General features: G+C 63.0%; 16 protein-coding genes and 1 pseudogene. All 17 read right to left on the reverse strand.

All coding sequences use genetic code 11. The annotated features are described in order from the left end of the window. Window positions 1-131 precede the first annotated feature (131 nt). The 17 genes and pseudogenes from NKJ09_RS28645 to NKJ09_RS28725 all read right to left on the reverse strand — a co-directional run bounded on the left by NKJ09_RS28645 (window position 132) and on the right by NKJ09_RS28725 (window position 19,128). Window positions 132-539 (reverse strand): carboxymuconolactone decarboxylase family protein, encoded by a 408-nt coding sequence (locus NKJ09_RS28645; RefSeq protein WP_352481584.1) that lies wholly within the window; start codon window positions 537-539, stop codon window positions 132-134. 240 nt (window positions 540-779) lie between these two features. Continuing rightward, window positions 780-2,276, reverse strand: coding sequence for a sugar ABC transporter ATP-binding protein (locus tag NKJ09_RS28650; RefSeq protein WP_352496050.1), 1,497 nt, complete (start codon window positions 2,274-2,276; stop codon window positions 780-782). Next, the gene (locus NKJ09_RS28655) at window positions 2,276-3,334 is read right to left on the reverse strand and encodes an SMP-30/gluconolactonase/LRE family protein (protein ID WP_352764262.1); all 1,059 of its coding nucleotides are present in this window, start codon (window positions 3,332-3,334) and stop codon (window positions 2,276-2,278) included. Before NKJ09_RS28655 ends, NKJ09_RS28650 begins: the two co-directional genes overlap by 1 nt. Next, window positions 3,331-5,454 (reverse strand): ABC transporter permease, encoded by a 2,124-nt coding sequence (locus NKJ09_RS28660; RefSeq protein WP_352481586.1) that lies wholly within the window; start codon window positions 5,452-5,454, stop codon window positions 3,331-3,333. Before NKJ09_RS28660 ends, NKJ09_RS28655 begins: the two co-directional genes overlap by 4 nt. A gap of 83 nt (window positions 5,455-5,537) precedes the next feature. Beyond that, window positions 5,538-6,563: a sugar ABC transporter substrate-binding protein gene (locus NKJ09_RS28665; protein WP_352481587.1), complete on the reverse strand. Its 1,026-nt coding sequence runs from the start codon at window positions 6,561-6,563 to the stop codon at window positions 5,538-5,540. 59 nt (window positions 6,564-6,622) lie between these two features. Further along, window positions 6,623-7,609 carry an ABC transporter permease gene (locus NKJ09_RS28670; protein ID WP_352496049.1) on the reverse strand — a complete coding sequence of 329 codons (987 nt, stop codon included), beginning with the start codon at window positions 7,607-7,609 and terminating at the stop codon, window positions 6,623-6,625. Between the two features lie 279 nt (window positions 7,610-7,888). After that, a pseudogene (locus tag NKJ09_RS28675) lies at window positions 7,889-9,332 on the reverse strand (DHA2 family efflux MFS transporter permease subunit). 228 nt (window positions 9,333-9,560) lie between these two features. Continuing rightward, complete coding sequence (locus tag NKJ09_RS28680) at window positions 9,561-10,361, reverse strand: 3-methyl-2-oxobutanoate hydroxymethyltransferase (protein ID WP_352764264.1); 801 nt, start codon at window positions 10,359-10,361, stop codon at window positions 9,561-9,563. A gap of 37 nt (window positions 10,362-10,398) precedes the next feature. Beyond that, window positions 10,399-10,713, reverse strand: a complete 315-nt coding sequence (locus NKJ09_RS28685) for a MocE family 2Fe-2S type ferredoxin (RefSeq protein WP_352481591.1) — start codon at window positions 10,711-10,713, stop codon at window positions 10,399-10,401. Between the two features lie 42 nt (window positions 10,714-10,755). Continuing rightward, window positions 10,756-11,844, reverse strand: coding sequence for a fatty acid desaturase family protein (locus NKJ09_RS28690; RefSeq protein WP_352496047.1), 1,089 nt, complete (start codon window positions 11,842-11,844; stop codon window positions 10,756-10,758). A 91-nt stretch (window positions 11,845-11,935) separates the two neighbouring features. After that, window positions 11,936-13,117 carry an aldose 1-epimerase family protein gene (locus tag NKJ09_RS28695; RefSeq protein WP_352496046.1) on the reverse strand — a complete coding sequence of 394 codons (1,182 nt, stop codon included), beginning with the start codon at window positions 13,115-13,117 and terminating at the stop codon, window positions 11,936-11,938. Between the two features lie 34 nt (window positions 13,118-13,151). Beyond that, window positions 13,152-13,928 carry an ATP-binding cassette domain-containing protein gene (locus NKJ09_RS28700; RefSeq protein ID WP_352764265.1) on the reverse strand — a complete coding sequence of 259 codons (777 nt, stop codon included), beginning with the start codon at window positions 13,926-13,928 and terminating at the stop codon, window positions 13,152-13,154. Window position 13,929: 1 nt separating this feature from the next. Continuing rightward, on the reverse strand, window positions 13,930-14,949 hold the full coding sequence (locus tag NKJ09_RS28705; protein ID WP_502900369.1) for an ABC transporter permease: 1,020 nt from the start codon (window positions 14,947-14,949) through the stop codon (window positions 13,930-13,932). Window positions 14,950-14,995: 46 nt separating this feature from the next. Further along, window positions 14,996-15,937 carry a sugar ABC transporter substrate-binding protein gene (locus NKJ09_RS28710; protein WP_352481596.1) on the reverse strand — a complete coding sequence of 314 codons (942 nt, stop codon included), beginning with the start codon at window positions 15,935-15,937 and terminating at the stop codon, window positions 14,996-14,998. A gap of 37 nt (window positions 15,938-15,974) precedes the next feature. Next, window positions 15,975-16,889, reverse strand: coding sequence for a sugar phosphate isomerase/epimerase family protein (locus NKJ09_RS28715; protein ID WP_352496044.1), 915 nt, complete (start codon window positions 16,887-16,889; stop codon window positions 15,975-15,977). A 26-nt stretch (window positions 16,890-16,915) separates the two neighbouring features. Next, window positions 16,916-18,019 carry a Gfo/Idh/MocA family protein gene (locus tag NKJ09_RS28720; protein ID WP_352481597.1) on the reverse strand — a complete coding sequence of 368 codons (1,104 nt, stop codon included), beginning with the start codon at window positions 18,017-18,019 and terminating at the stop codon, window positions 16,916-16,918. A gap of 35 nt (window positions 18,020-18,054) precedes the next feature. Then, window positions 18,055-19,128, reverse strand: a complete 1,074-nt coding sequence (locus NKJ09_RS28725) for an ABC transporter ATP-binding protein (protein WP_352481598.1) — start codon at window positions 19,126-19,128, stop codon at window positions 18,055-18,057. Window position 19,129 lies beyond the last annotated feature (1 nt).

Raw genomic sequence — 19,129 nt, forward strand, 5'->3', positions numbered from 1 at the left:
CCTGAAAAATGCCGCGCTGAACGGCCAAGCAGCGCTCTCCGACGCTCAAAAAAGCATATATGCCTCAAATCGCATATCTATGCGCCTTCTCTGCAAAGGCCTCACAAGGGGAGAAGGGAAGGCGCCGCACCTCACCTCACCTCGAACTCCGGATCGACCGGAATCTGCAGCGCTGTCACCATCTGGTTGGTCTGCCCGGCCAGCCCGATGATCGACACCAGCTCGCCATGCTGCGCTTCGGTCATGCCCTTGGCGCGGGCGGCGGCGGTGTGGGAGTGAACGCAATAGGAGCAGCCATTGGCTGTCGAGACGGCGATGTAGATCATCTCCTTGGTCAGCGGGTCGATGACGCTGTCCGCGACCATCACCGCCTTGAGCTGTTCCCACACCCGCTTCAGCGAGACCGGATCATTGGCCAGCCCGCGCCAGAAATTATTGACGAAATCGGATTTGCGCGTCGCGCGGATGTCGTCGAACACGGCCTTCACAGCGGGAATCGCCTCGACCTCGGCATCGGTCAGAAGTCTTGTGGTGGCCATGGGCAGGCTCCTTTCGGTTTGAATCGATGAGAGAGGTCGTTGAATCGGCTTGGTAGCGAATGCGGCTAACTTGCTCTGGTGATTCACGTTTTGCAGGCCGGCCCAGAACCCTGGAAATGCAGAGGCCCTCACCGTCGTCATCCTGGGGTCTGCGCCGCGTCGCTGCGCTCCTTGCTTCGCCCCTCGATGACGAATGGACTGGTGACTCCGCCAATTGTCGAAGTACGCATCGCCTGGAACCTAATGAACCGCCGCATACATGATCTTCTCCTCCGTCGCCTCGGCCGGCGAGAACTCCTCGACGATGCGGCCTTGCCGGCAGACCAGGATGCGGTCGGACAGGTTCATGATCTCCGGCAGGTAGGACGAGATGACGACGACGGCCAGGCCCTCATCGGCCAGCCGGTTGATGATCTGGTGGATTTCGGCGATCGCACCGACATCGACGCCGCGCGTCGGCTCGTCGAAGATGACGATGCGCGGCTTCTGCACCAGCCCCTTGCCGATCACCACCTTCTGCTGGTTGCCGCCCGAGAGCTCGACCACCCGCGCATTGTCGTTGATCGCCTTGACGTTCAGCGTCTTGGTCCATTCGGCCGACAGCGCCCGCATCTCCTGCGCATTGATCACCCAGCCCTTTTCCCGCCCGGCCGCCAAAAAGCCGCCGAACAGGTTCTCGGCAACGTCCATGGTCTCGAAAATCCCCTCGCTCTTGCGGTCTTCGGTGACATAGACGATGCCGTCCGCCACCGCCTCGCTCGGAACGAGATAGCGCACCGGCCGGTCGTCCAGCTCTATGGTGCCGCCGCGCAGGAAGTCGCGCTTGTAGATGCCGGAAACGATCTTGAACGTCTCGGTGCGACCCGAGCCGATCAGCCCGAACACCCCGGTGATCTGGCCCTCGAAGATCGAGAAGGAATTGTTGCGCACGACATTGCTCATCGAGATGTCCTGCACCGACAGCACCTTCTTGCCGGCCTTGCGCAGCTTGGCCTCGTCGCGCTGGCTGTAGAGCTGCCCCGACAGCGTGCGCCCGACCATGGCGGCGACGACCCTGTCGCGATCGAAGGCGGCTGTGTCGTCGGTGATCACCAGTTCGCCGTCGCGCAGAATGGTGATGCGGTCGGCGACATCAAGCGCCTCTTCGAGCGCATGGCTGATGAAGACGATCGACACACCCCTTGCCTTGAGCCGGCGGATCAGCGCGAAGAAGTGCCGCTTCTCCTCCGGCGTCAGCGTCGCCGTCGGCTCGTCGAAGATGATGATCTCGGCATTGTGGTGGACGGCGCGCGCGATCTCGACCATCTGCCGTTTGGCCGCGCCCAGCGTCGCCACCATGGCGTTCGGGTCGACGGGAAAGTTCAACGACTGCAGGAATTGCTGCGCTGAAATGTAGGTGCCGCGCAGCCGGTTGAGAAAGCTTTCCGTGCCGAGATAAAGGTTCTGCGCCACTGTCATCGACGGCACCAGGCTGGTCTCCTGGAACACCATGGCGATACCGGCTTGAAGGGCCGCATGCGGCGAGGCGTAGGCGATCTCCTGCCCGTTGTGGAACATCTTTCCCGAGGTCGCGTCGACGACGCCGGCGATGATCTTGGTCAGCGTCGATTTTCCCGCGCCATTCTCGCCGAGCAGCGCGTGGATCTCGCCCTTGCGCAGCTCGAAGCTGACATTCTTCACCGCGGGCACGCCGCGATAGGTCTTGGTCACGTTCTCCAGGCGGACGATCGGTTCCATCAGCGATGTCCTCCTGGACCCAAGTCGATGGCCAGCAGGCAATCGCCGCCTTTCGAGGCAATGAACAGGCGACCGTCTTTCTCCGCCACGCTGCAGATGCCGTGGCGCGTGCCGTTGGCGCGGCTGTGCAGGCTGAATTGCGGCCGCATCTCCCGGTCGAGCCTGACCACCACGCCGTAGGAGCGGCTCGGCGACCATGGCTTGTGAATGCCCATGGTGCGAATGCCGCCGCATTGCAGCGGCTCGAGGAAGCTGCGGTTGGAGGCAAGTGCCGGCGCGATCCAGTGCTGCGGCGGCACTTGCGCCAGCATGTCGTTTCGATAGTGCGTTTCCTGCAGCACGAATTCGATCAGCCGGTTGCGGGGCGCAAACAGCGCCAGCCAGGCACCGCCACCGGCGGCAGGCGACAGGCGCGAGGGATAGCCGGGCAGATGCGCCAGCACCGTCGAGCGGCTGCCTGTCGCGCCGTCGAAGCGGATAAATTGGTGCCGCCAGCTCTCGCTGACCAACACATCCTTGCCGGTTGGATGCAGCCCATAGGGAAAGGCGATGTCACCGGCGAGCTTGCGGAATTCGCTGCCTGCCGGTTCGCGCTTCCACAGCGAACCAGAAGCGCCCTTCTTCATCAGATCGGCGGCCCATTGCGACGGCCCGTGTTCGGCCGAGCCATTGGTCAGCCAAAGCGTGCCATCTTCTGCGTAGGCGAGCGCTGTGATGCAGCGGATTTCGGCCGGTAGCGGAGCGTCCTTACCCGCGATCAACAGCCTGCCGTTTTCGAGCCCGACCGTCAGTTCGCCGGCGGGCGAGCGCGCGAGCGCTGTGACCGGGGACGGAAATGTCTCGACTATCGTCGGCGCGGCACCGGCGGCGAGCGCATAGACGGCATTGCCGCTGGCCGCCAGCAACCGGTCCTTATCGATCAGCAGGTTGTCAGGCTCCGGCAGTTCAACAAAAGCCGGAGCATCGTCCAGCAGCGTATTCGGCCTGAAGGCGCCATCGAGCGGCGGGATTGTCACCGCCTTGCCGCGAAAGATGTCAAGGATCGGGTCCAGCATCATGGCTTCGCTCCCCAATAGGAAGCGGGGCTGGTCCAGTTCGGGTCGGCACCGGCAATCCGGTAGCGGCCGATCCGATTGTTGAGGATGCCGCCGACGAACAGATAGCCTTTGTGCTCGCGCATCGAGGTGACCATCGGATGCGCGGCGCCCGACAGGTCGCCCATCGCTTCGACGATGCCGCCCTTCTCGTTGAATTTGACCACACCGCCGGTGTTGATGTTGGGGAACAGCCATTCGTCCTGCGGCAGCCGGCGCGTCATGCGCTTGCGCATGTCGGGATGGCGCAGCGACAGGTCGAAGCTCGGCGTGCGCATGCCGAGCCAGGCCATCCAGTAGTTGCCGTTGGAGGCGCGGTTGATGTTGTCGGGGTAGCCCGGCATGTCGCGGATGACGCATTCGGCGGTGCCTGCTTTCGGCCCTTCCAGCCAGTAGCGGTGCACGCGGCAGGCCCAGCTTTCGGCAAAGAACAGCGACTTGCCGTCATGCGCCATGCACACGCCGTTGGTGTAGCGGTAGCCGTCGAGCAATGTCTTCGTCGAAGCGTCCTTCGGGTCATAGACGAGCAGCCGCCCGGTGGCGCGGTTCTCGATCGAGTCCAGCGCCCAGTCGTGGGCGTCATAGCGCTTGGTGGAATCGGTGAAGTAGATGCGGCCGTCCGGCGCGATGTCGCAATCATTGGGATCGCGCAGCCGCGCATCGTCGACGATCGAAGTCCAGGAGCGCGACGTTTCCGCCGATAGCCGCTTCACCTCCCGCTCCGGCGAGACCGAATAAAGGCCCATCGCGCCGACGCAGCTGATCAGATTGCCTGTTTTGTCGAAGGCCAGGCCGAGCGGAAAGCCGCCAATATGGGCAAAGACCTCCGAACGTTTGTAATCCGGCGCAAAGAAACGGACGATCTCGCCATGCCTGGTGCCGCAATAGAGATGGTCGTCGCGGTCGAGGATGACGTCTTCCGGCCCTTCCAGCTCGCCAAGCCCGATATGGTCGGCCTCCGATAGGCGATTGTCGAGCTCGTAAGGCGTGCCGGAGCCCGGTGCGGCCGACTGCGTTGCCCCCATCTTCAAATAGACCGGTGCGACATAGACCTCGTCCAGCACCTTGTGGCGGTTCTTCAGCCAGCGAATGTCGATGGTGACCGCCACGGCCAGCATGATGCCCAACACCATCTGGTTGGTGCCGGTGCCATAGCCCAGCCGGATCAGCCCGTTGGTCATCGTCAGCACGATGATCGCGCCCATCAGCCCCTTGATCACCGAACCGCGGCCGCCGCCCAGGCTGACGCCGCCGACGACCGCTGCTGTCAAAGCCATGACCTCGAGATTGAGCCCTGTGCCCGGCCCTGCCCCGCTCAGCCGGCAGGCGATGAGGAAGCCGCCGAGCGAGGCGCAGAAGCCGGAGAACACATAGGTCATGAACACGGTGCGGCGCACGCGGATGCCGGCATTGTGGGCCGATCGCCGCGACCCGCCCACCGCCTGCACATGCCAGCCGGGCCGCGAGCGCGTCAGCGCGACATGGGTGATGATGGCCAGGATAATCGCCGCCCACACCGCAACCGAAAGGCCCCAGAAGGTATCGTCGCCGATGAAGTCCAGCACATCCGATGTGGCATCGGAAAGCTGGACGTCGGCGGCATAGGTGGTGACCAATATGTCGAACAGCGCCCGCCCGAAGATGAAGGTGACCAGTGTCGTCAGGAAAGCGCGCAGCCTGAAATAGCCGATCAGATAACCATTGATCGCGCCGAACAGCAGCCCGGTGGCGATCGAGGCGGCCAGCGCCAGCCATACCGATTGTTCGAGGATGAAAAAGACGAACACGGCGGAAAAGCAGGACAGCGCGAAGATCGAGCCGACCGAAAGGTCGATGCCGCCGCCGAGCATGACCACCGTCATGCCGGTGACGACCAGCGAAAATTCGCCGAGCTGGCGGGTCGATTCCTGCAGCGACATCGGCTTGAAGAAGCCGGGAATGATCGAACCGAACACGCTGAGCGTCGCCACCAGCGCCAGGAACGGAATGGCGTTATCAGTCCAGCGTTTGCTTAGGATCTCGCCGACAAGGTGGTCGGGCACGAGATTGTAGCGCCAGGATTGAAGGCGTTCGCGAAAGGACATCGGTTGCTGCTGCCACTCAAGAGAGAAAGAGGCGGCCGAACAAGGTCCGGCCACCTCGTCGATGCTTGCAACGGACCCGCGGTTTACTTGGCCGCAGCTTGGGCTTGCAGTGCTTTCAAGTCCCAGCAGCTGTCTGGCTTGAGGTCGGCCTTGGTCGTCGCCTTCTCCAGCGTGTAGATGTAGGTGTGCGAGGTGCCGGCTGGCTGGCCACTCTGCAACAGGAACTTGATGACGGCGTTCATGTCGCCCGACTGGCGGGCAAGGTCGGTCATCACCACCGCGCCATAGGTGCCGTCCTGCAGCTTGTCGCAGTCGGCAGTCTTTTCGCCGCCGCCGGTGGTGACCAGAAAGACTTTGCCCTCGAGCTTGGCATCGCGGATCGCAGCAGATGCGCCCGTCGCGTCGCCGTCCCAGAAATCGATGATGGCGCAGATGTCGGGGTTCTGCTGCAGCATCGTCGTCGTCACGTTGCGCGAGGTCGTCGCATCCCAGTTCGAGTCAGGCTTGGCCACGACTTTGAAGTCGGGGTTCTTGTCCAGCACCTTCATAATGCCGGCATATTGATAGAGGCTCGACGAGTTGGCCTGGTCGCCCTGCACCAGCCCGATCTTCTTGGAGGAGTTCGGCCCACAACCCTTGATCGCCGCATCGGCTTCCAGCTGGCCGAGCCGATCCCAGTCGCTGCCGACAAAGGCATCGGCCGGGAAGTTCGCCGGATTGTCGACCAGCAGGACATAGGTGCCGGCGGCCTGCGCCTTCTTCATCAGCTTGGCATAGGAGTTGAGGTCCGGCGAATGGATGATCAGCACGTCCGGCCTGGTGTCAGACGAAATAGCGTCGGTTATCGCCTGCGCGCCGGCATCGACCACCCAGTTCGGGTCACGCGTCTCGAACACGCCGCCCCAGGCCTCGACCTCGGTCTTCAGGTAATGCGCCCAGCCCTGTGCCAGATCGAAGCCCATCGCCATCGGCACCAGCATCACGCGCTTGCCCTTGAGCGCTTGCGAATAGGCGCCCGGACCCGGATCTTCGGCGGCGAAGCCTGGCGCCACGAAGGCGGAGACGGCAAGCGCTGCCGCGGCGGCCATAAACGTCCTGATCATTTTCATGTCACATCCTCTGGTTTGGTCGTTGTCGTTCGCGGCCGGCCCCAACCGTTCGCGTCAGTCTAAATGTCGCCTTGCTGCGCGGTCTGCTCGTCGCGCGGATTGATGAACCCATCGACGATGATCGCCGCCAGCAGGATCGCCGCCTTGATCAGGTTCTGATAGAGCAGCGGAATGTCGATGATGGTCATGGCGTTGAGCAGGATGCCGATCAGCGCGGCACCCACCAGCACGTTGCGCACCCCGCCCCGCCCGCCCGATAGACCGATGCCGCCGATCACCGCCACCAGCACGATGTCGTAGAGCAGCGTGGAATTGACGATGCGGGTGTTGATCGAATGCAGGCTGGCGGCGGTGAGCAAGCCGGCAATCAGCGAGACCAAGGCCGACAACACGTAGCGCAGCACCAGCATCGGGCGCACTGGAATGCCGATATTGCGCGCCGCAACCGGGTTGTCGCCGGCGAAATAGACGTAGCGGCCCCATTTGGTGTAGCGCAGGAACAGGAAAAAGGCGAAAGCCAGCCCGGCGAAGACAAAAACCTCGACCGGGATGTCGAGGAACCGAAGCCCGCCCAGAAGCTCGACCCAATGGCCGGGCGGCACCGGCACGGCGTCCTGTGTGATCAATTGTGAGCGCACATAGCCGAAGACGAAGGACGCGGTCGCCAGCGTCACGAAGATCGCCGGAACCTCGGCGTAGGCAACCAAAATGCCGTTCAACAGCCCGATGGCGAGAACACCGGCTAGCACATAGGCGAAGGCCAGCCCGTCGGACATCCCCGAATTCAGCAATTGCAGATACCACGCAACCGACATCGCCATGATCGCCACCGCCGACAGGTCGATGCCCCTGCCGATAATGACGACCGCCATGCCGAGCGCCAATATGCCCAGCACCGAGACCGAGCGCACGATTGCAACGAGATTGTTCGAATTGATAAACCCGGGCAGTCCGATGGCGGCGGCAATGAACAGCACGACCGCGATGGCAAAGACAATGCCCTCCTGGTTCAGGCTTCTCCAGTTTAGCCAGCCGGTCGCGTTCATTGCCCGCTTTCACCCGCGATGGCTACGCCCTGCTCCCTCTGCGGCCATCGGAACGAAAGCTAATCGGCTCAAGACCAATTCGTCAAATGAATCCGCGCATTGCAGGCCGGCTTGCGAGGAAATTCCGCGGTTGGACGCACCGATTGGCGAGGCTGGCGCAATGCCCGGAACTCAAGCACTTTTGCAATGATCGTGCCGATCGAACCGCTGGTAAAGGTTTGCTCCCGGACGAGCGGAGCAGGCGGAATTCATGTCCGCGCTCGCCGCGCAGTTCCTGCATCAAATCCGCAAAACATGGCCCGAGACCTCGGCGCCGGCAGCCCTCGGCAGCGCCAGGAAGCGGAACGAGGCGACGAGCCCGATTGCGCCGATCACCAGGAAGGCAAGTCGGAAGTCGACGAGATCGAGCGCCGCAGCGTCCCTGGCGATCTGCGACAGGTTGAGCAACGCCGCCGCGACCGCCACGCCGAACAGCATCGCCACCTGCTGCAGCATGCTGGACAACGTCGCCGCCGAGCTACGCTGCGGTGAGGCCACATCGGCGAAGGCCAGTGTGTTGAGCGCGGTGAACTGCATCGAACGCGACAGTCCGGCGATCAGCATCAGCACCACCACCAACGCTTTCGGCGTCTGCGGCGTAAGCGCCGCGCAGGCCATGATCGACAAAGAGGCGATCACTCCGTTGACGATCAGCACCGAACGGAAGCCGAACCGCCTCAGCGTCGGCGTCGTCACCGCCTTCATACCGAGATTGCCGAGGAAATAGGCCAGGACCATCATGCCAGCATCGACCGGGCTCAGGCCGAAGCCAACCTGGAACCAAAGCGGCAGCAGGAACGGCGTGGCGTTGATGGCGATGCGGAAAATCGTGCCGGCCGACAGCGTCGAGATGGCAAAGGTCTGCACCTTGAAAGCTGTGAGATCGAGCAGCGGATGGTTGGCGCGTCGCAGATGCCGCACCGCCAGCCAGCCGACCAAAATGCCCGTGGCGAGCAGTGCCACGGTCGGCAAGGCACCCTCTTCCGGATGCGCGATGCGCTCGAGGCCATAGAGCATCGCGGCGAGCCCCACCGAGGTCAGCAGGAAGCCCGGCCAGTCGAGCGGCTTGGCCCCGGCTTCGCGGTCGCCGGGAATGAAGCGGGCGACCAGCGCCAAACCGACGACCCCAAGGGGAATGTTGATGAAGAAATTCCAGTGCCAGGAGACATAGGTGGTGATGAAGCCGCCAAGCACCGGCCCGACCACCGGCGCAAACAGCGCCGGCCAGGTGATCAGCGCCGTAGCATTGAGAATGCTCGGACTTCGGCGCATTGCGCAGCACCAGGATGCGGCCGACCGGCGTCATCAGCGCGCTGCCCACGCCCTGCACCGCGCACGCGGCAACGAATTCGGCCAGGTTCTGCGAAATGCCGCAGGCGAGCGAGGCCAGCGTGAACAGGGCGATCGCCACGAGGAAGATGTTGCGCGCGCCGAACCGGTCCGCGAGCCAGCCGGACAGCGGCACGAACACCGCCATGGTCAGCATATAAACGGTGATGCCGATGCTCATCGCCACCGCCGGCACGCCGAAGGATTCTCCCATCTGCGGCAGCGATGTCGAGATGATGGTCGAATCCAGAAGCTGCATGAAGAAGGCGACGGCGACGATCAGCGCCACCCGCCGGGCTTGCCGCGCCGCCGGCGCGGTTTCGGGTAAGGCTTTGTTTTCGGGAATGGCGGTCATGCGCAGAACTGTCCGAAGGGGAATCTTCTCCCGCCTCATCGGCAACCGCACAAATGTCCGGCAAAACCGATGACGCACCGGTTTCAACTGCATTTGGCCGATGCCGTCCAGACATGGACCAACAAACTTTCGTGTGACATCGCAGCCGGCTATGCGATGACCTGGCCCTGCCGCCGAACCGGCGTTTTTACGATCCGCGATGGCGCTTCGCGCTGTTGCCGGTGTGTCTCATGCGGCTTCGATCTTCTCCAGGAACAGGCTGAGCTGGTCCGGATCCATGTGCACGACGTGCCTGTCTTCGGGATACGCCATACTGTTCACATCAGCGACATATTCGGAAAAGGCGGCGATGCGTTCGGCCTGCAGGCGGTCGTATTCGGCGGCGAAGTTGCGATAGACCTTGGAATGGCGCGGCATGTGGCCACGGTTCTGGCCGAGGATATCGTCTGCGAACAGGTATTGCGCATCGCAGCCGGTGCCCGCCCCCATCGATAGCATGATCAGCGAAGTGCGTTCCGAAATCGCCTTGGCCACCTCGACTGGCACCACCTCGATCTCGGCGCCGATCGCGCCGGCGGCCTCCAGTTGCTTCACCGCCTCGAACACCTGCATGGCGGTATCGGCGGTCTTGCCGACGGCCTTGAAGCCGCCGGTCCAGGTGGCGCGTGACGGGATGAGGCCGACATGCCCGATCACCGGAATTGCATCGTCGGCCATCCGTTTGATGGTGGCGTAGCCGGCGCTGCAATAGACCGCATCGGCGCTGGCCTTGTAGAGCCGGAACGCCCAGCGGACAAAATCATCCGCGGTGCCGATCTCGAAGAAATTCTCGCCCGGCATGGTGAACAGGCTGGGTGCCGCATCGCGGTATTGCGGATTGAGCACCAGCTCCGGCGGCACCGAGACGATATCGACGCCGGCGCGTTCGGCGGCCTCGGCCTCGTCCATCCTCAGCACGCGCAGCATGGTCAGCTGCCGCTTGCCCTTCATGGCGCGCAGGTCGGCGACGGTCGGTCTTTTCCGGCTCATGGATTTTGGTCCCCTTTGCTACGTGACAGAAGGCCGGTCAGGCGATCTGGATCATCACCTTGCCAGCTTCGACCTTGACTGGATAGGTCGCGAGATTGACGCAAACGGGAGCGCCCTTCGCCTGGCCGGTCTTGTAATTGAAGCGGCCATTGTGCTTGGGGCATTCGATGATGTCGTCCATGACAAGCCCGTCGGCCAGATGAGCCTGTTCATGCGTACAAAACCCGTCGGTGGCGAAGAATTCATCGTCCGGCGAACGGTAGATCGCGAAGGTGCGGCCGCCATGGTCGAAGCGGATGACATCTTCCTCTTCGACATCGTCCACGGCGCACGCTTCGACCCAATCGGCCATCTCTGCTTCTCCTGAAATTTCTGCGTTGCGCTCGTGCAGTGCCTACTCAGCCGCTGCCGACATGTTCACTTCGTGGAACTCGCCACGATAGGGCCGTGCCGTTGGCGGCAGTTCGCGCTTAAGGAAATAATCCTCGTATTTGAGCTGCCTGAGCAGGACCGGCCAGACCTCGCGATAGGCATGCCATATCGACGGGTTCGCCTCGGGCAGATCGTGCTTGATCAGTTCATGCAGCCTGGGCAGCGCGTGATACGGTACCATCGGGAACATGTGATGCTCGACGTGGTAGTTCATGTTCCAGTAGATGAACCGGCTGATCGGATTCATGTAGACGGTCCTGGTGTTGAGCCGGTGGTCGACGACGTTGTCGGCCAGACCGATATGCTGCAGCAGGCCGGTCAGCACCATGTGCCAGGTGCCGTAGAGGCGCGGCACGCCGATGAGCACCACCGGTATCCACGACCGCATGAACACGGCGAGCGCGATCGTCGCGATGTAGATCGCGATATGCCAGCGCGCCGCGATGACGGCCTTGTGCTGTTCCATCTCGGGAACGTAGCTTTTCTCGTCGGGCGTCAGCTTGCCGAACGCCTGGCGTACCAGCGCCGGAAGCGAATAGCGAAAATCGAGGATGCCGGTGAAAGCCAGCGCGGCACGCAGCAGGTCCGGCGGGCGCATCACGGCGATCTCGGCGTCGCGGCCGACGATGATCGTGTCCGTATGGTGCCGGGCATGGCTCCAGCGCCAGGTCACCGGATTGCGCATCAGCATGAAGCTGGCGATCTGGTAGACGACATCGTTCATCCAGCGCGTGCGGAAAGCCGTGCCGTGGCCGCATTCGTGCCAACGCGAGTCGCTGGAGGAGCCGTAGAGCACGCCGTAGACGAAGAAGAACGGCACGCACCACCAGGTGCCCCAGAAATAGATGGCGCCGGCGGCGGAGCCGAGGATGGCGATGATCCAGATGATCGTGTCGCGGATCGCCGGGCCGTCTGAGCGCTGCATCAACTCCTTGATCGCCTTGCGGGGGACATCGGTGTGGTACCACTCCGACGAGGCCAGTCCCGTCTCGATCGCCCTGCGCGTGCTTTCGCCGACCAGGCTGTAATCGCGCTTTACCGTGCCAGCCATTGTGACCTCCAATTCCAGCTCGGCCGCGAACCCTCCCCGCTCCGGCCGGGACCAGCCTCCCAACTGGTGTCTCGTATCGTCCTAGCCATTATCACGACCTGCCTCCAAGAACAGGAAAACGGCCCGACGGCTGGGGATAATCCTGCTGCGGCTGCCTGGCGATTGCCGCGATCCGGCTCTCGGCGGCGGCGATCTCGCCGGCGCCGTCGAGAACCCGGAACACCGCATCGTACGAGCGGCTCTCGCCGTGCTCCAGCCAGATCATCTCGCCGCGTTCGCGCGCCGCCAGATTTCCCAGCACATGATGCGTCGACGGCTCGATGCCAAGCGCGTACTGTCCAGCCTGGAAATTCTGCCATTGGTAGGTGCAGGGCAATTGGTCCTTGCGCGTGACCACCTCGAACCCGAGGCCGAGCCTATCGTTGACCACCGCCACCGGGACTTCGCCGGTGCTGCCAGCGCCGAGCTCGTGCTGCCAGACCTGTTCGCTGAAACGCGGCTGCGGCGCCGGGACCGTGCGATAGCCGACCTTTTGCGCCTCATAACGCTCGCCGGCATGCCCGGCCCAAACGACATCCCTTATCGGCGCCAGATAGCGCGCGCCCTCGTCAAGCACCGGATGGCTGACATTGATGTGGTAGAAAAACATATGCGGTGTTCGGTTGAAACCGTGATTGACGACACGGTCCGAAAGCCGGATCTCGTTGCCGCCGACATCGGCCTCGATCCGCCGCAATAGATGCAGATCCTCGCCGAATACAGTCGATTGCTGGACGATGCCTTCGGCCCACAACACGCAGCGGTCGCCGTCCCAGGTCTCGCCGTAGCCACTCAGCCGCGCCGGGATGGTGCTGATGCGGCCATGCAGCGAATGGCGCACCGTCTTCTTCGGCGGATAGTTGTAGGTGTCGGCGGGTACCTCGTTCATGAACAATATATGGTCGAGGCCGCAGGTCAGTAGAAGGCCGGAAAACGACCGCGCCCAGGCCAGCCCGTCCTCGCCTTCATACTCGTGCAGGCCGGGATTGCGAAAGCCGCTCGGCGAATGCCAGCCGATCGCCTGGCCCTTGAAGTCGCAATCGGCGATATCGAGCGCCCGGTCGACCAGCGCGGTGAAGCGCAGGCCCGAGCCGGTGCGGAATTCGAGCATGCGGATGCCGTGCTCGACGCCGTCGCCAAGCGTCATCAGTCGCACGCCGGCGAACTGCGACAGCATGCCCGAGCGTTCCGAGACCTGCCGGCGCGACAGCGTCTTGCCGTAAAGCTCTACCATGTGACGGCCAGTTCCTTCACTTTGCTCCCGTCCTTCACTTGGCTCTCGTCTCCTTGAGCAGGGCCGACATGTCGGCGCCGGTGATGATACTTTCCACGGTCAGCAGGTCGGTGTCGGCGACCGTCTGCTCGGCGACGATCTCGCCGCGCCGCATGACGATGATGCGGTCGGCGACCTGGAAGACGTGATGGATGTTGTGGGTGATCAAAAGCACCGAGTGACCGGCGTCGCGCACTTCCTTGACGAAGCGCAGCACGCCGTGCGTTTCCTCGACGCCGAGATTGTTGGTCGGCTCGTCGAGGATGATGACCTTGGCGGCGAATTGCATGGCGCGCGAGATGGCGATCGACTGGCGTTCGCCGCCCGACAGCGTGCTGACCAGCGCATCGGCGTCGAGCTTCTTCGAGATGCCGACGCGCTTCAAAAGAGCCGAGGCGGCATCGCGCAATTGCGCGAGATCGAGCGGCGCGAACACACCCAGCCATTTGAGGTTGACCGGCTCGCGGCCGAGGAAAAGATTGCGCGCGATGCTGAGGTCCGGTGCCAGCGAGGTGTCCTGGTGGATGGTCTCGATGCCGAGATCCATCGCATCGCGCGTCGAGCGGATGGAGACCTTCTGGCCGCGCACATAGATGTCGCCGCGGTCGACCGGAAACACCCCGGAGATCGCCTTGATCAACGTCGATTTGCCGGCGCCGTTGTCGCCGAGCAAGGCCACCACTTCGCCCTCGTTGAGCGTGAAGGAGGCGCTCTTCAGGGCGCGGACGCTGCCGAAGGACTTTTGCAGGTTGTGCAGCCGAAGCACTTCCATGTCAGCTCCTGGCGGCGTTCTTCTGCAGCAAAGCGTGCAGAATGAGCATGGCAAGGATGATGACGCCGACGAAGATGTTGTAGGCGAGCCCAGGCACGCCGATCAGCACGATGCCGTTGCGGATGCTGCGCAGCATCAGCGCGCCGACGATGGTGCCGAAAATGGTGCCTCGCCCACCGGTCAGCGCGGTGCCGCCGACCACCACCATGGCGATCACTTCGAGCTCGTAGCCGGTGCCTGCCACCGGCGAGGCGGCAGAAATGCGGAAGGCGCTGATCATGCCGGCGAGACCGGCCAGCACCGAGGTCAGGATGAACAGCCAGATCTTGACCGCATCGGCCGGCACACCACGCGCCACGGCGGCGTTACGGTTCGAGCCGATGGCGCTGATCCAGTTGCCGAGCTTGGCGTAGCGCAGCACATAGATCGCCAGTAGCGACAGGCCGATGAACCACCACAGCGAGGTATAGAAACGGAACGTTCCGATATTGAAGCTGCCGGCCAGCAGCGTCACGAAGAACCCTGGCTGGTCCCAGGACTTCAGCGGAAAGCCTTGGGTGATGTAGAGGGCCGCGCCTCGCACCACCAGCAGCATCGACAGCGTCACCAGGAAGGAGGAGATGCCGATCTTGGTGACGATCAGCCCGTTGATCGCACCGATCGCTATGCAGAGCAGCAGGCCGGCCAGCAGCGCCACGCCAATATCCACCCCGCCGTTCTGCACCAGCAGCATGACGACAACCGGCGCCAGTCCGAACACAGCACCGATCGAAAGGTCGAACTCGCCCGCCGTCAGAAGCAGCGTCATGCCGAGCGCGATGATGCCGAGCTCGGGCAGGAACGCCATCATGTTGGAGATGTTGAGCGGCGACAGGAAGTTCGCATCGGCGATCGCGAACACCGCCAGCAGGACGATCAGGATGACGAGCGACGAGAACTGCGGCGAGCGGATCAGGCTCGACCTGCGTTTGGCACGCGGCATTTCCTCTTCTGCGGCAATTGTCATGACAGCTCGAACCATACGCCAGGGTGAGGCCCGCCGCCTGCGCGGCGAGCGTCAGTTCCAATCACTTGTTGTAGAGTTTCAGGATCGGTTCGACGCTCGAGGCGTCGTAGAGGCTGAAAGTGTGGATGTCGTAGCCGATCGGTTCGCCGGCGGCGGCCAACCCGAGCAGCGCCACCGGCATGAAGCCCTGCGCCGACGGGAACTGCCAGGCAGCCGCGTTGACGAAACCGGCCTTGACGGACTCGGCCGTTTCCTTCGAATTGCCCCAGCCGACGACCGGAATCTTGCCGGCCGGCACGCCGGCGCCATCGAACACCCGCTTGACGCTGGCCGCGACGGAATCGCCGAGCGCGATGATTGCCGGCGGATTGTTGGCCACCATGTAGTCCGTCATCTTGGCGATGATGCCGGCCGGATCGGTGCCGCAATCGACCACGTCATATTTGATGCCGAGCGGATCGAAGACGCTGGCAATGCCTTCGGTCTCGAGCTGCTGGTAGCTGGCACCCGGCACTTCGACCGGCAGGAACACCTTGTCGCCCTGCTTCACCATTTTGTGGTCGACCAGATATTTCGCCCAGATGACACCGGCTTCCCTAAGGTCGGCGCCGACATAGGCTTGCCGGCCGGTTGCCGGATCGTCGGTGTTGAAGAACACGATCGGGATGCCGGCCGCCTTCGCTGCCTTGACCTCCTCGGTCCACAGGCCGGGCTGCGCCGAAGTCGTGGCGATGCCGTCCGGCTTGGCGGCGAGTGCCGAGTTGAAGGCTTCCTTCTGCGCCGCCATGTCGCCGCCGCTGAACGAGATCTTGCAGGTCACCTTGAGCTGGTCGCAGGCCTTGGTCGCGCCGGCATTCCAGTCGATCCAGAAGGCATCCGACGGGCCGCCATGCGACAACAGGTAGAACGTCTTCTGGGCGTCCTGCGCCACCGCCGGAGTACCCAGCGTTGCACCGGCTAGAACCGTCGCGGCAGCCGCGATTTTCAACGCGAATTTCAACATTTCTCTTCCTCCCTTGTTTCGCAGCCGAACCGCGCCATCACAGTCCGTTGGCGCGGAATTTCCCATCGAGGAATTTCTTGGCGCGCGGCACGTCGTCTTCCGAAAGATGCTCGATGATGACCGGGATGTTCGGGTGCTTTTCGGCCAGCCGCTTGAGATAAAGGTCGTAGTTCAGCGAACCGAGGCCGGGCGCCGGCAGCTCGATCTCACCGACGCCGCGGAAAGTGTGGCTCTCCAGCGCGTCCTCGTCGCCAATGTCTGCGTGCTTCTCCGACTTGTCGCCGCCGGAACGCTTGACGTCCTTGGCGTGGGCGATCTTGATCTTGTCGGTCAGCGTGTCGAACACCTGGTTCAGGATCTGATCCATCCGGTCGATATTGTGGGTTTCGAAATAGTTGGTCGGGTCCATCAACAGGCCGAGGCCTGGGTGGTCGACCTGCGCGAACATCCTCACCGTCTCCTCGACCGAGCCGACGACATTGTTGACATAGGTTTCGAGCAGGAAGACCGCGCCGTGGTCATAGGCCGTCTGGGCAAGGTCGGCGATGACCTTGCGGCATTCCTCGAACCCTTCCTCGGTCTTGTTCTTCGGGTGATGCACCCAGTCGGATTCGGTGTTGTAGGTACCCGTTTCCGAGATCACGTAAGGGGTGCCGAAATGGCGCGCGTTGCGGATGATCTCCTTCAAATAGCCGACGCGCCTCTCGCGCTCGCCCATATCCGGATGGATGATGTTGGTGTAGCCCGACACACAGCAGATCGGCAGATTGTGGTCGCGGAACGTATCGCGGACGGTCTTGGCCCTGTCCTTGGTGATCTGCCCGGACGACAGGTCGATATCCCTGAAATGCAGGTCGAGCTGCACGGTGTTGAAATCGAGCGCACGGATCTTCTGCGCGGTTTCCTTGAGGCCATACGGGAAATAACCCGTGAAAATACCTGCCTGCATCATGGTGTGAATTCCTCCCTGTAAGTGATTCAGTCAGTTGATATTTCGGAAAGCTTGACCGTCCGGCCTTTGTCGATCGAGCGGTAGCCGGCTTCGACCAGCGCCATGGTCTTGACATTGTCCGCGACGGACAGCGCTGGCGGCTCGCCCGTCTTAACCGCGTGCTGAAGCTGCTCCATGACGCCGATGAAAGCATGCGGGAACCACATCGTGTCCCAGCTGGGTGTCACCCATTGACCATCGGTGGTCTCGGTCGAGGCGTAGGTCAGCGTCGACGCAGCGCCCGTCGGCCAGCCGATGGTGCCTTTGGCGACACCCTTGGTGCCGTCGACGCGCCAGTTGATGTGCTGGTCGTCCTGGTAGCCCTCCTGGCGCGGACCGGACCAGACATCCTCCAGCGATACGGCGAGCACGCCGGACGGGAACCGCAGCGTCGACACGATGATGCCGTCCGAATGATCAAAGCGGGTGCGCGGATCCTTGCGGGTCAGGGTGGTGATCTCCAGGGGATCGCCGAACAAGAAGCGCAGTACGTCGAGATGGTGGACGCTCATATTGGCGAGCGTCAGCCGGTCATAGTCCTCGAGGAAGGTCTGCCAGTGCGGGATCGCATGCATGTCGATCTGGGCGAAGACGATGTCGCCGAGCGCGCCGCTGTCGATGATCTGCTTCAAGACGCGCATCGACTGGTCGTAACGCATGTTCTGGTTGACCGAGAGGATCTTGCCGGCCTTGGCCGCCTCGTCGCGCAGTTTGACGGCTTCATCGAGCGACAGCGCCAGTGGCTTCTGCGCCAGGATCGCCTTGATATGTGCTTGGTTCAGCGCATGGCGGATCAGCGCCGGCTGCTGGTCCGGCGGAAAGGCAAGATCGATGATCTCGACGTTCTTGTCCTCGATGAGTTGTTCCGGCGTGTTATGGACGGTCGGGATATCCCAGCGCTTGGCGACCTTCTCGGCGCTGGCCTTGGTGCGCGAGGCGATCGCCACCACCGGAAAACCGGCTTCCTTGTAGGCGGCAAGGTGACATTCGGCCATGATCATACCGGCGCCGACGCAGCCGATCCTGTATTCCCTGGTGCGGACTTTAACGTCCGGCTCGAAGCCGTTGCCCGCTATTTCTTCGCTTGCCATATGTTCCTCCCGAAGCTCGTTTCTTGCAGCCGCCGTCATCTTGCCAGCGCTTCCCCGCTTTGCCCGAAATAATGCACCCTGCCCGGCTCGCAGGATATCGCCACCATCGCGTCCGGCCTGATGTCCGGCTGGCCGCGCAACAGCGCCCGCAGGCGCGCCTGCCCGGCGGCGAGCGTCACCACGGTGTAGCCGCCGAGCGGCTCGACCTCGAACACTCGCGCCGGGCGGCCCGCGCCCCCGTCCGAGATTCCATCCGACCAGGCCTTGACCTTGATGTCTTCCGGCCTGAGCCCGATCTCGACGGCATCGGCCGGCGCCGCCTTGTCCGCGATGCGGATCGTGCCTTCGGCCGCCTCCACGCCTTCCGCGCCGTGCACCGACTTCAATATGTTCATCATCGGCGAGCCGAGCAGCCGCGCCACATAGGTGCTGGCCGGCCGGTCATAGATCTCGGCCGGCGCGCCGATCTGCCTGATCTTGCCGCTCTCCAGTATGGCCATGCGGTCGGCGACCGACATCGCCTCTTCCTGGTCGTGCGTGACATAGATCAGCGTCTTGCCGAGCTCGCGCTGGATGCGCTTGAGCTCGACGCGCGTCTCCTCGCGCAGCCGGGCGTCGAGCGCCGAGATCGGATCGTCCATCAAATAGGCAGCCGGATCACGCACCAGCGCGCGGGCGATCGCGACGCGCTGCCGCTCACCGCCGGAAAGCTGCGCCGGCGGTTTGTGCAGGATATGTCTGATATGCAGCTTGGCCGCGACATCGGCGACGCGTTTTTCGATCTCGGCTTCTGCCACCTTCCGCTCGACCAAAGGAAAACGGATGTTGTCGCGCGCGCTCATATGCGGGAACAGCGCCAGATTCTGGAACACCATGGCGACATTGCGCTCCGCCGGCGACACCGTGTTGACCGGCTTGCCGCCAATCAGGATCTCGCCCGTGTCCGGGGTTTCCAGCCCGAGCACCAGACGGAGTATCGTCGACTTGCCCGACAGCGGCGGCCCGAAGAAGCAGAAGAACTCGTTGTCGTTGACCGCGAACGAGGCATCGTCGACAGCCAGCGTGCCGCCATAGCGTTTTGTCACATTACGGAAAACGATATCGGCCATC

The sequence above is a fragment of the Mesorhizobium sp. M0189 genome (assembly GCF_040322135.1).
Taxonomy (GTDB): domain Bacteria; phylum Pseudomonadota; class Alphaproteobacteria; order Rhizobiales; family Rhizobiaceae; genus Mesorhizobium.

Coding starts and splice junctions, on each gene's coding strand:
- NKJ09_RS28645 (WP_352481584.1), bottom strand. CDS start 539: ATGGCCACCACAAGACTTCTGACCGATGCCGAGGTCGAGGCGATTCCC.
- NKJ09_RS28650 (WP_352496050.1), bottom strand. CDS start 2,276: ATGGAACCGATCGTCCGCCTGGAGAACGTGACCAAGACCTATCGCGGC.
- NKJ09_RS28655 (WP_352764262.1), bottom strand. CDS start 3,334: ATGATGCTGGACCCGATCCTTGACATCTTTCGCGGCAAGGCGGTGACA.
- NKJ09_RS28660 (WP_352481586.1), bottom strand. CDS start 5,454: ATGTCCTTTCGCGAACGCCTTCAATCCTGGCGCTACAATCTCGTGCCC.
- NKJ09_RS28665 (WP_352481587.1), bottom strand. CDS start 6,563: ATGAAAATGATCAGGACGTTTATGGCCGCCGCGGCAGCGCTTGCCGTC.
- NKJ09_RS28670 (WP_352496049.1), bottom strand. CDS start 7,609: ATGAACGCGACCGGCTGGCTAAACTGGAGAAGCCTGAACCAGGAGGGC.
- NKJ09_RS28680 (WP_352764264.1), bottom strand. CDS start 10,361: ATGAGCCGGAAAAGACCGACCGTCGCCGACCTGCGCGCCATGAAGGGC.
- NKJ09_RS28685 (WP_352481591.1), bottom strand. CDS start 10,713: ATGGCCGATTGGGTCGAAGCGTGCGCCGTGGACGATGTCGAAGAGGAA.
- NKJ09_RS28690 (WP_352496047.1), bottom strand. CDS start 11,844: ATGGCTGGCACGGTAAAGCGCGATTACAGCCTGGTCGGCGAAAGCACG.
- NKJ09_RS28695 (WP_352496046.1), bottom strand. CDS start 13,117: ATGGTAGAGCTTTACGGCAAGACGCTGTCGCGCCGGCAGGTCTCGGAA.
- NKJ09_RS28700 (WP_352764265.1), bottom strand. CDS start 13,928: ATGGAAGTGCTTCGGCTGCACAACCTGCAAAAGTCCTTCGGCAGCGTC.
- NKJ09_RS28705 (WP_502900369.1), bottom strand. CDS start 14,949: ATGGTTCGAGCTGTCATGACAATTGCCGCAGAAGAGGAAATGCCGCGT.
- NKJ09_RS28710 (WP_352481596.1), bottom strand. CDS start 15,937: ATGTTGAAATTCGCGTTGAAAATCGCGGCTGCCGCGACGGTTCTAGCC.
- NKJ09_RS28715 (WP_352496044.1), bottom strand. CDS start 16,889: ATGATGCAGGCAGGTATTTTCACGGGTTATTTCCCGTATGGCCTCAAG.
- NKJ09_RS28720 (WP_352481597.1), bottom strand. CDS start 18,019: ATGGCAAGCGAAGAAATAGCGGGCAACGGCTTCGAGCCGGACGTTAAA.
- NKJ09_RS28725 (WP_352481598.1), bottom strand. CDS start 19,128: ATGGCCGATATCGTTTTCCGTAATGTGACAAAACGCTATGGCGGCACG.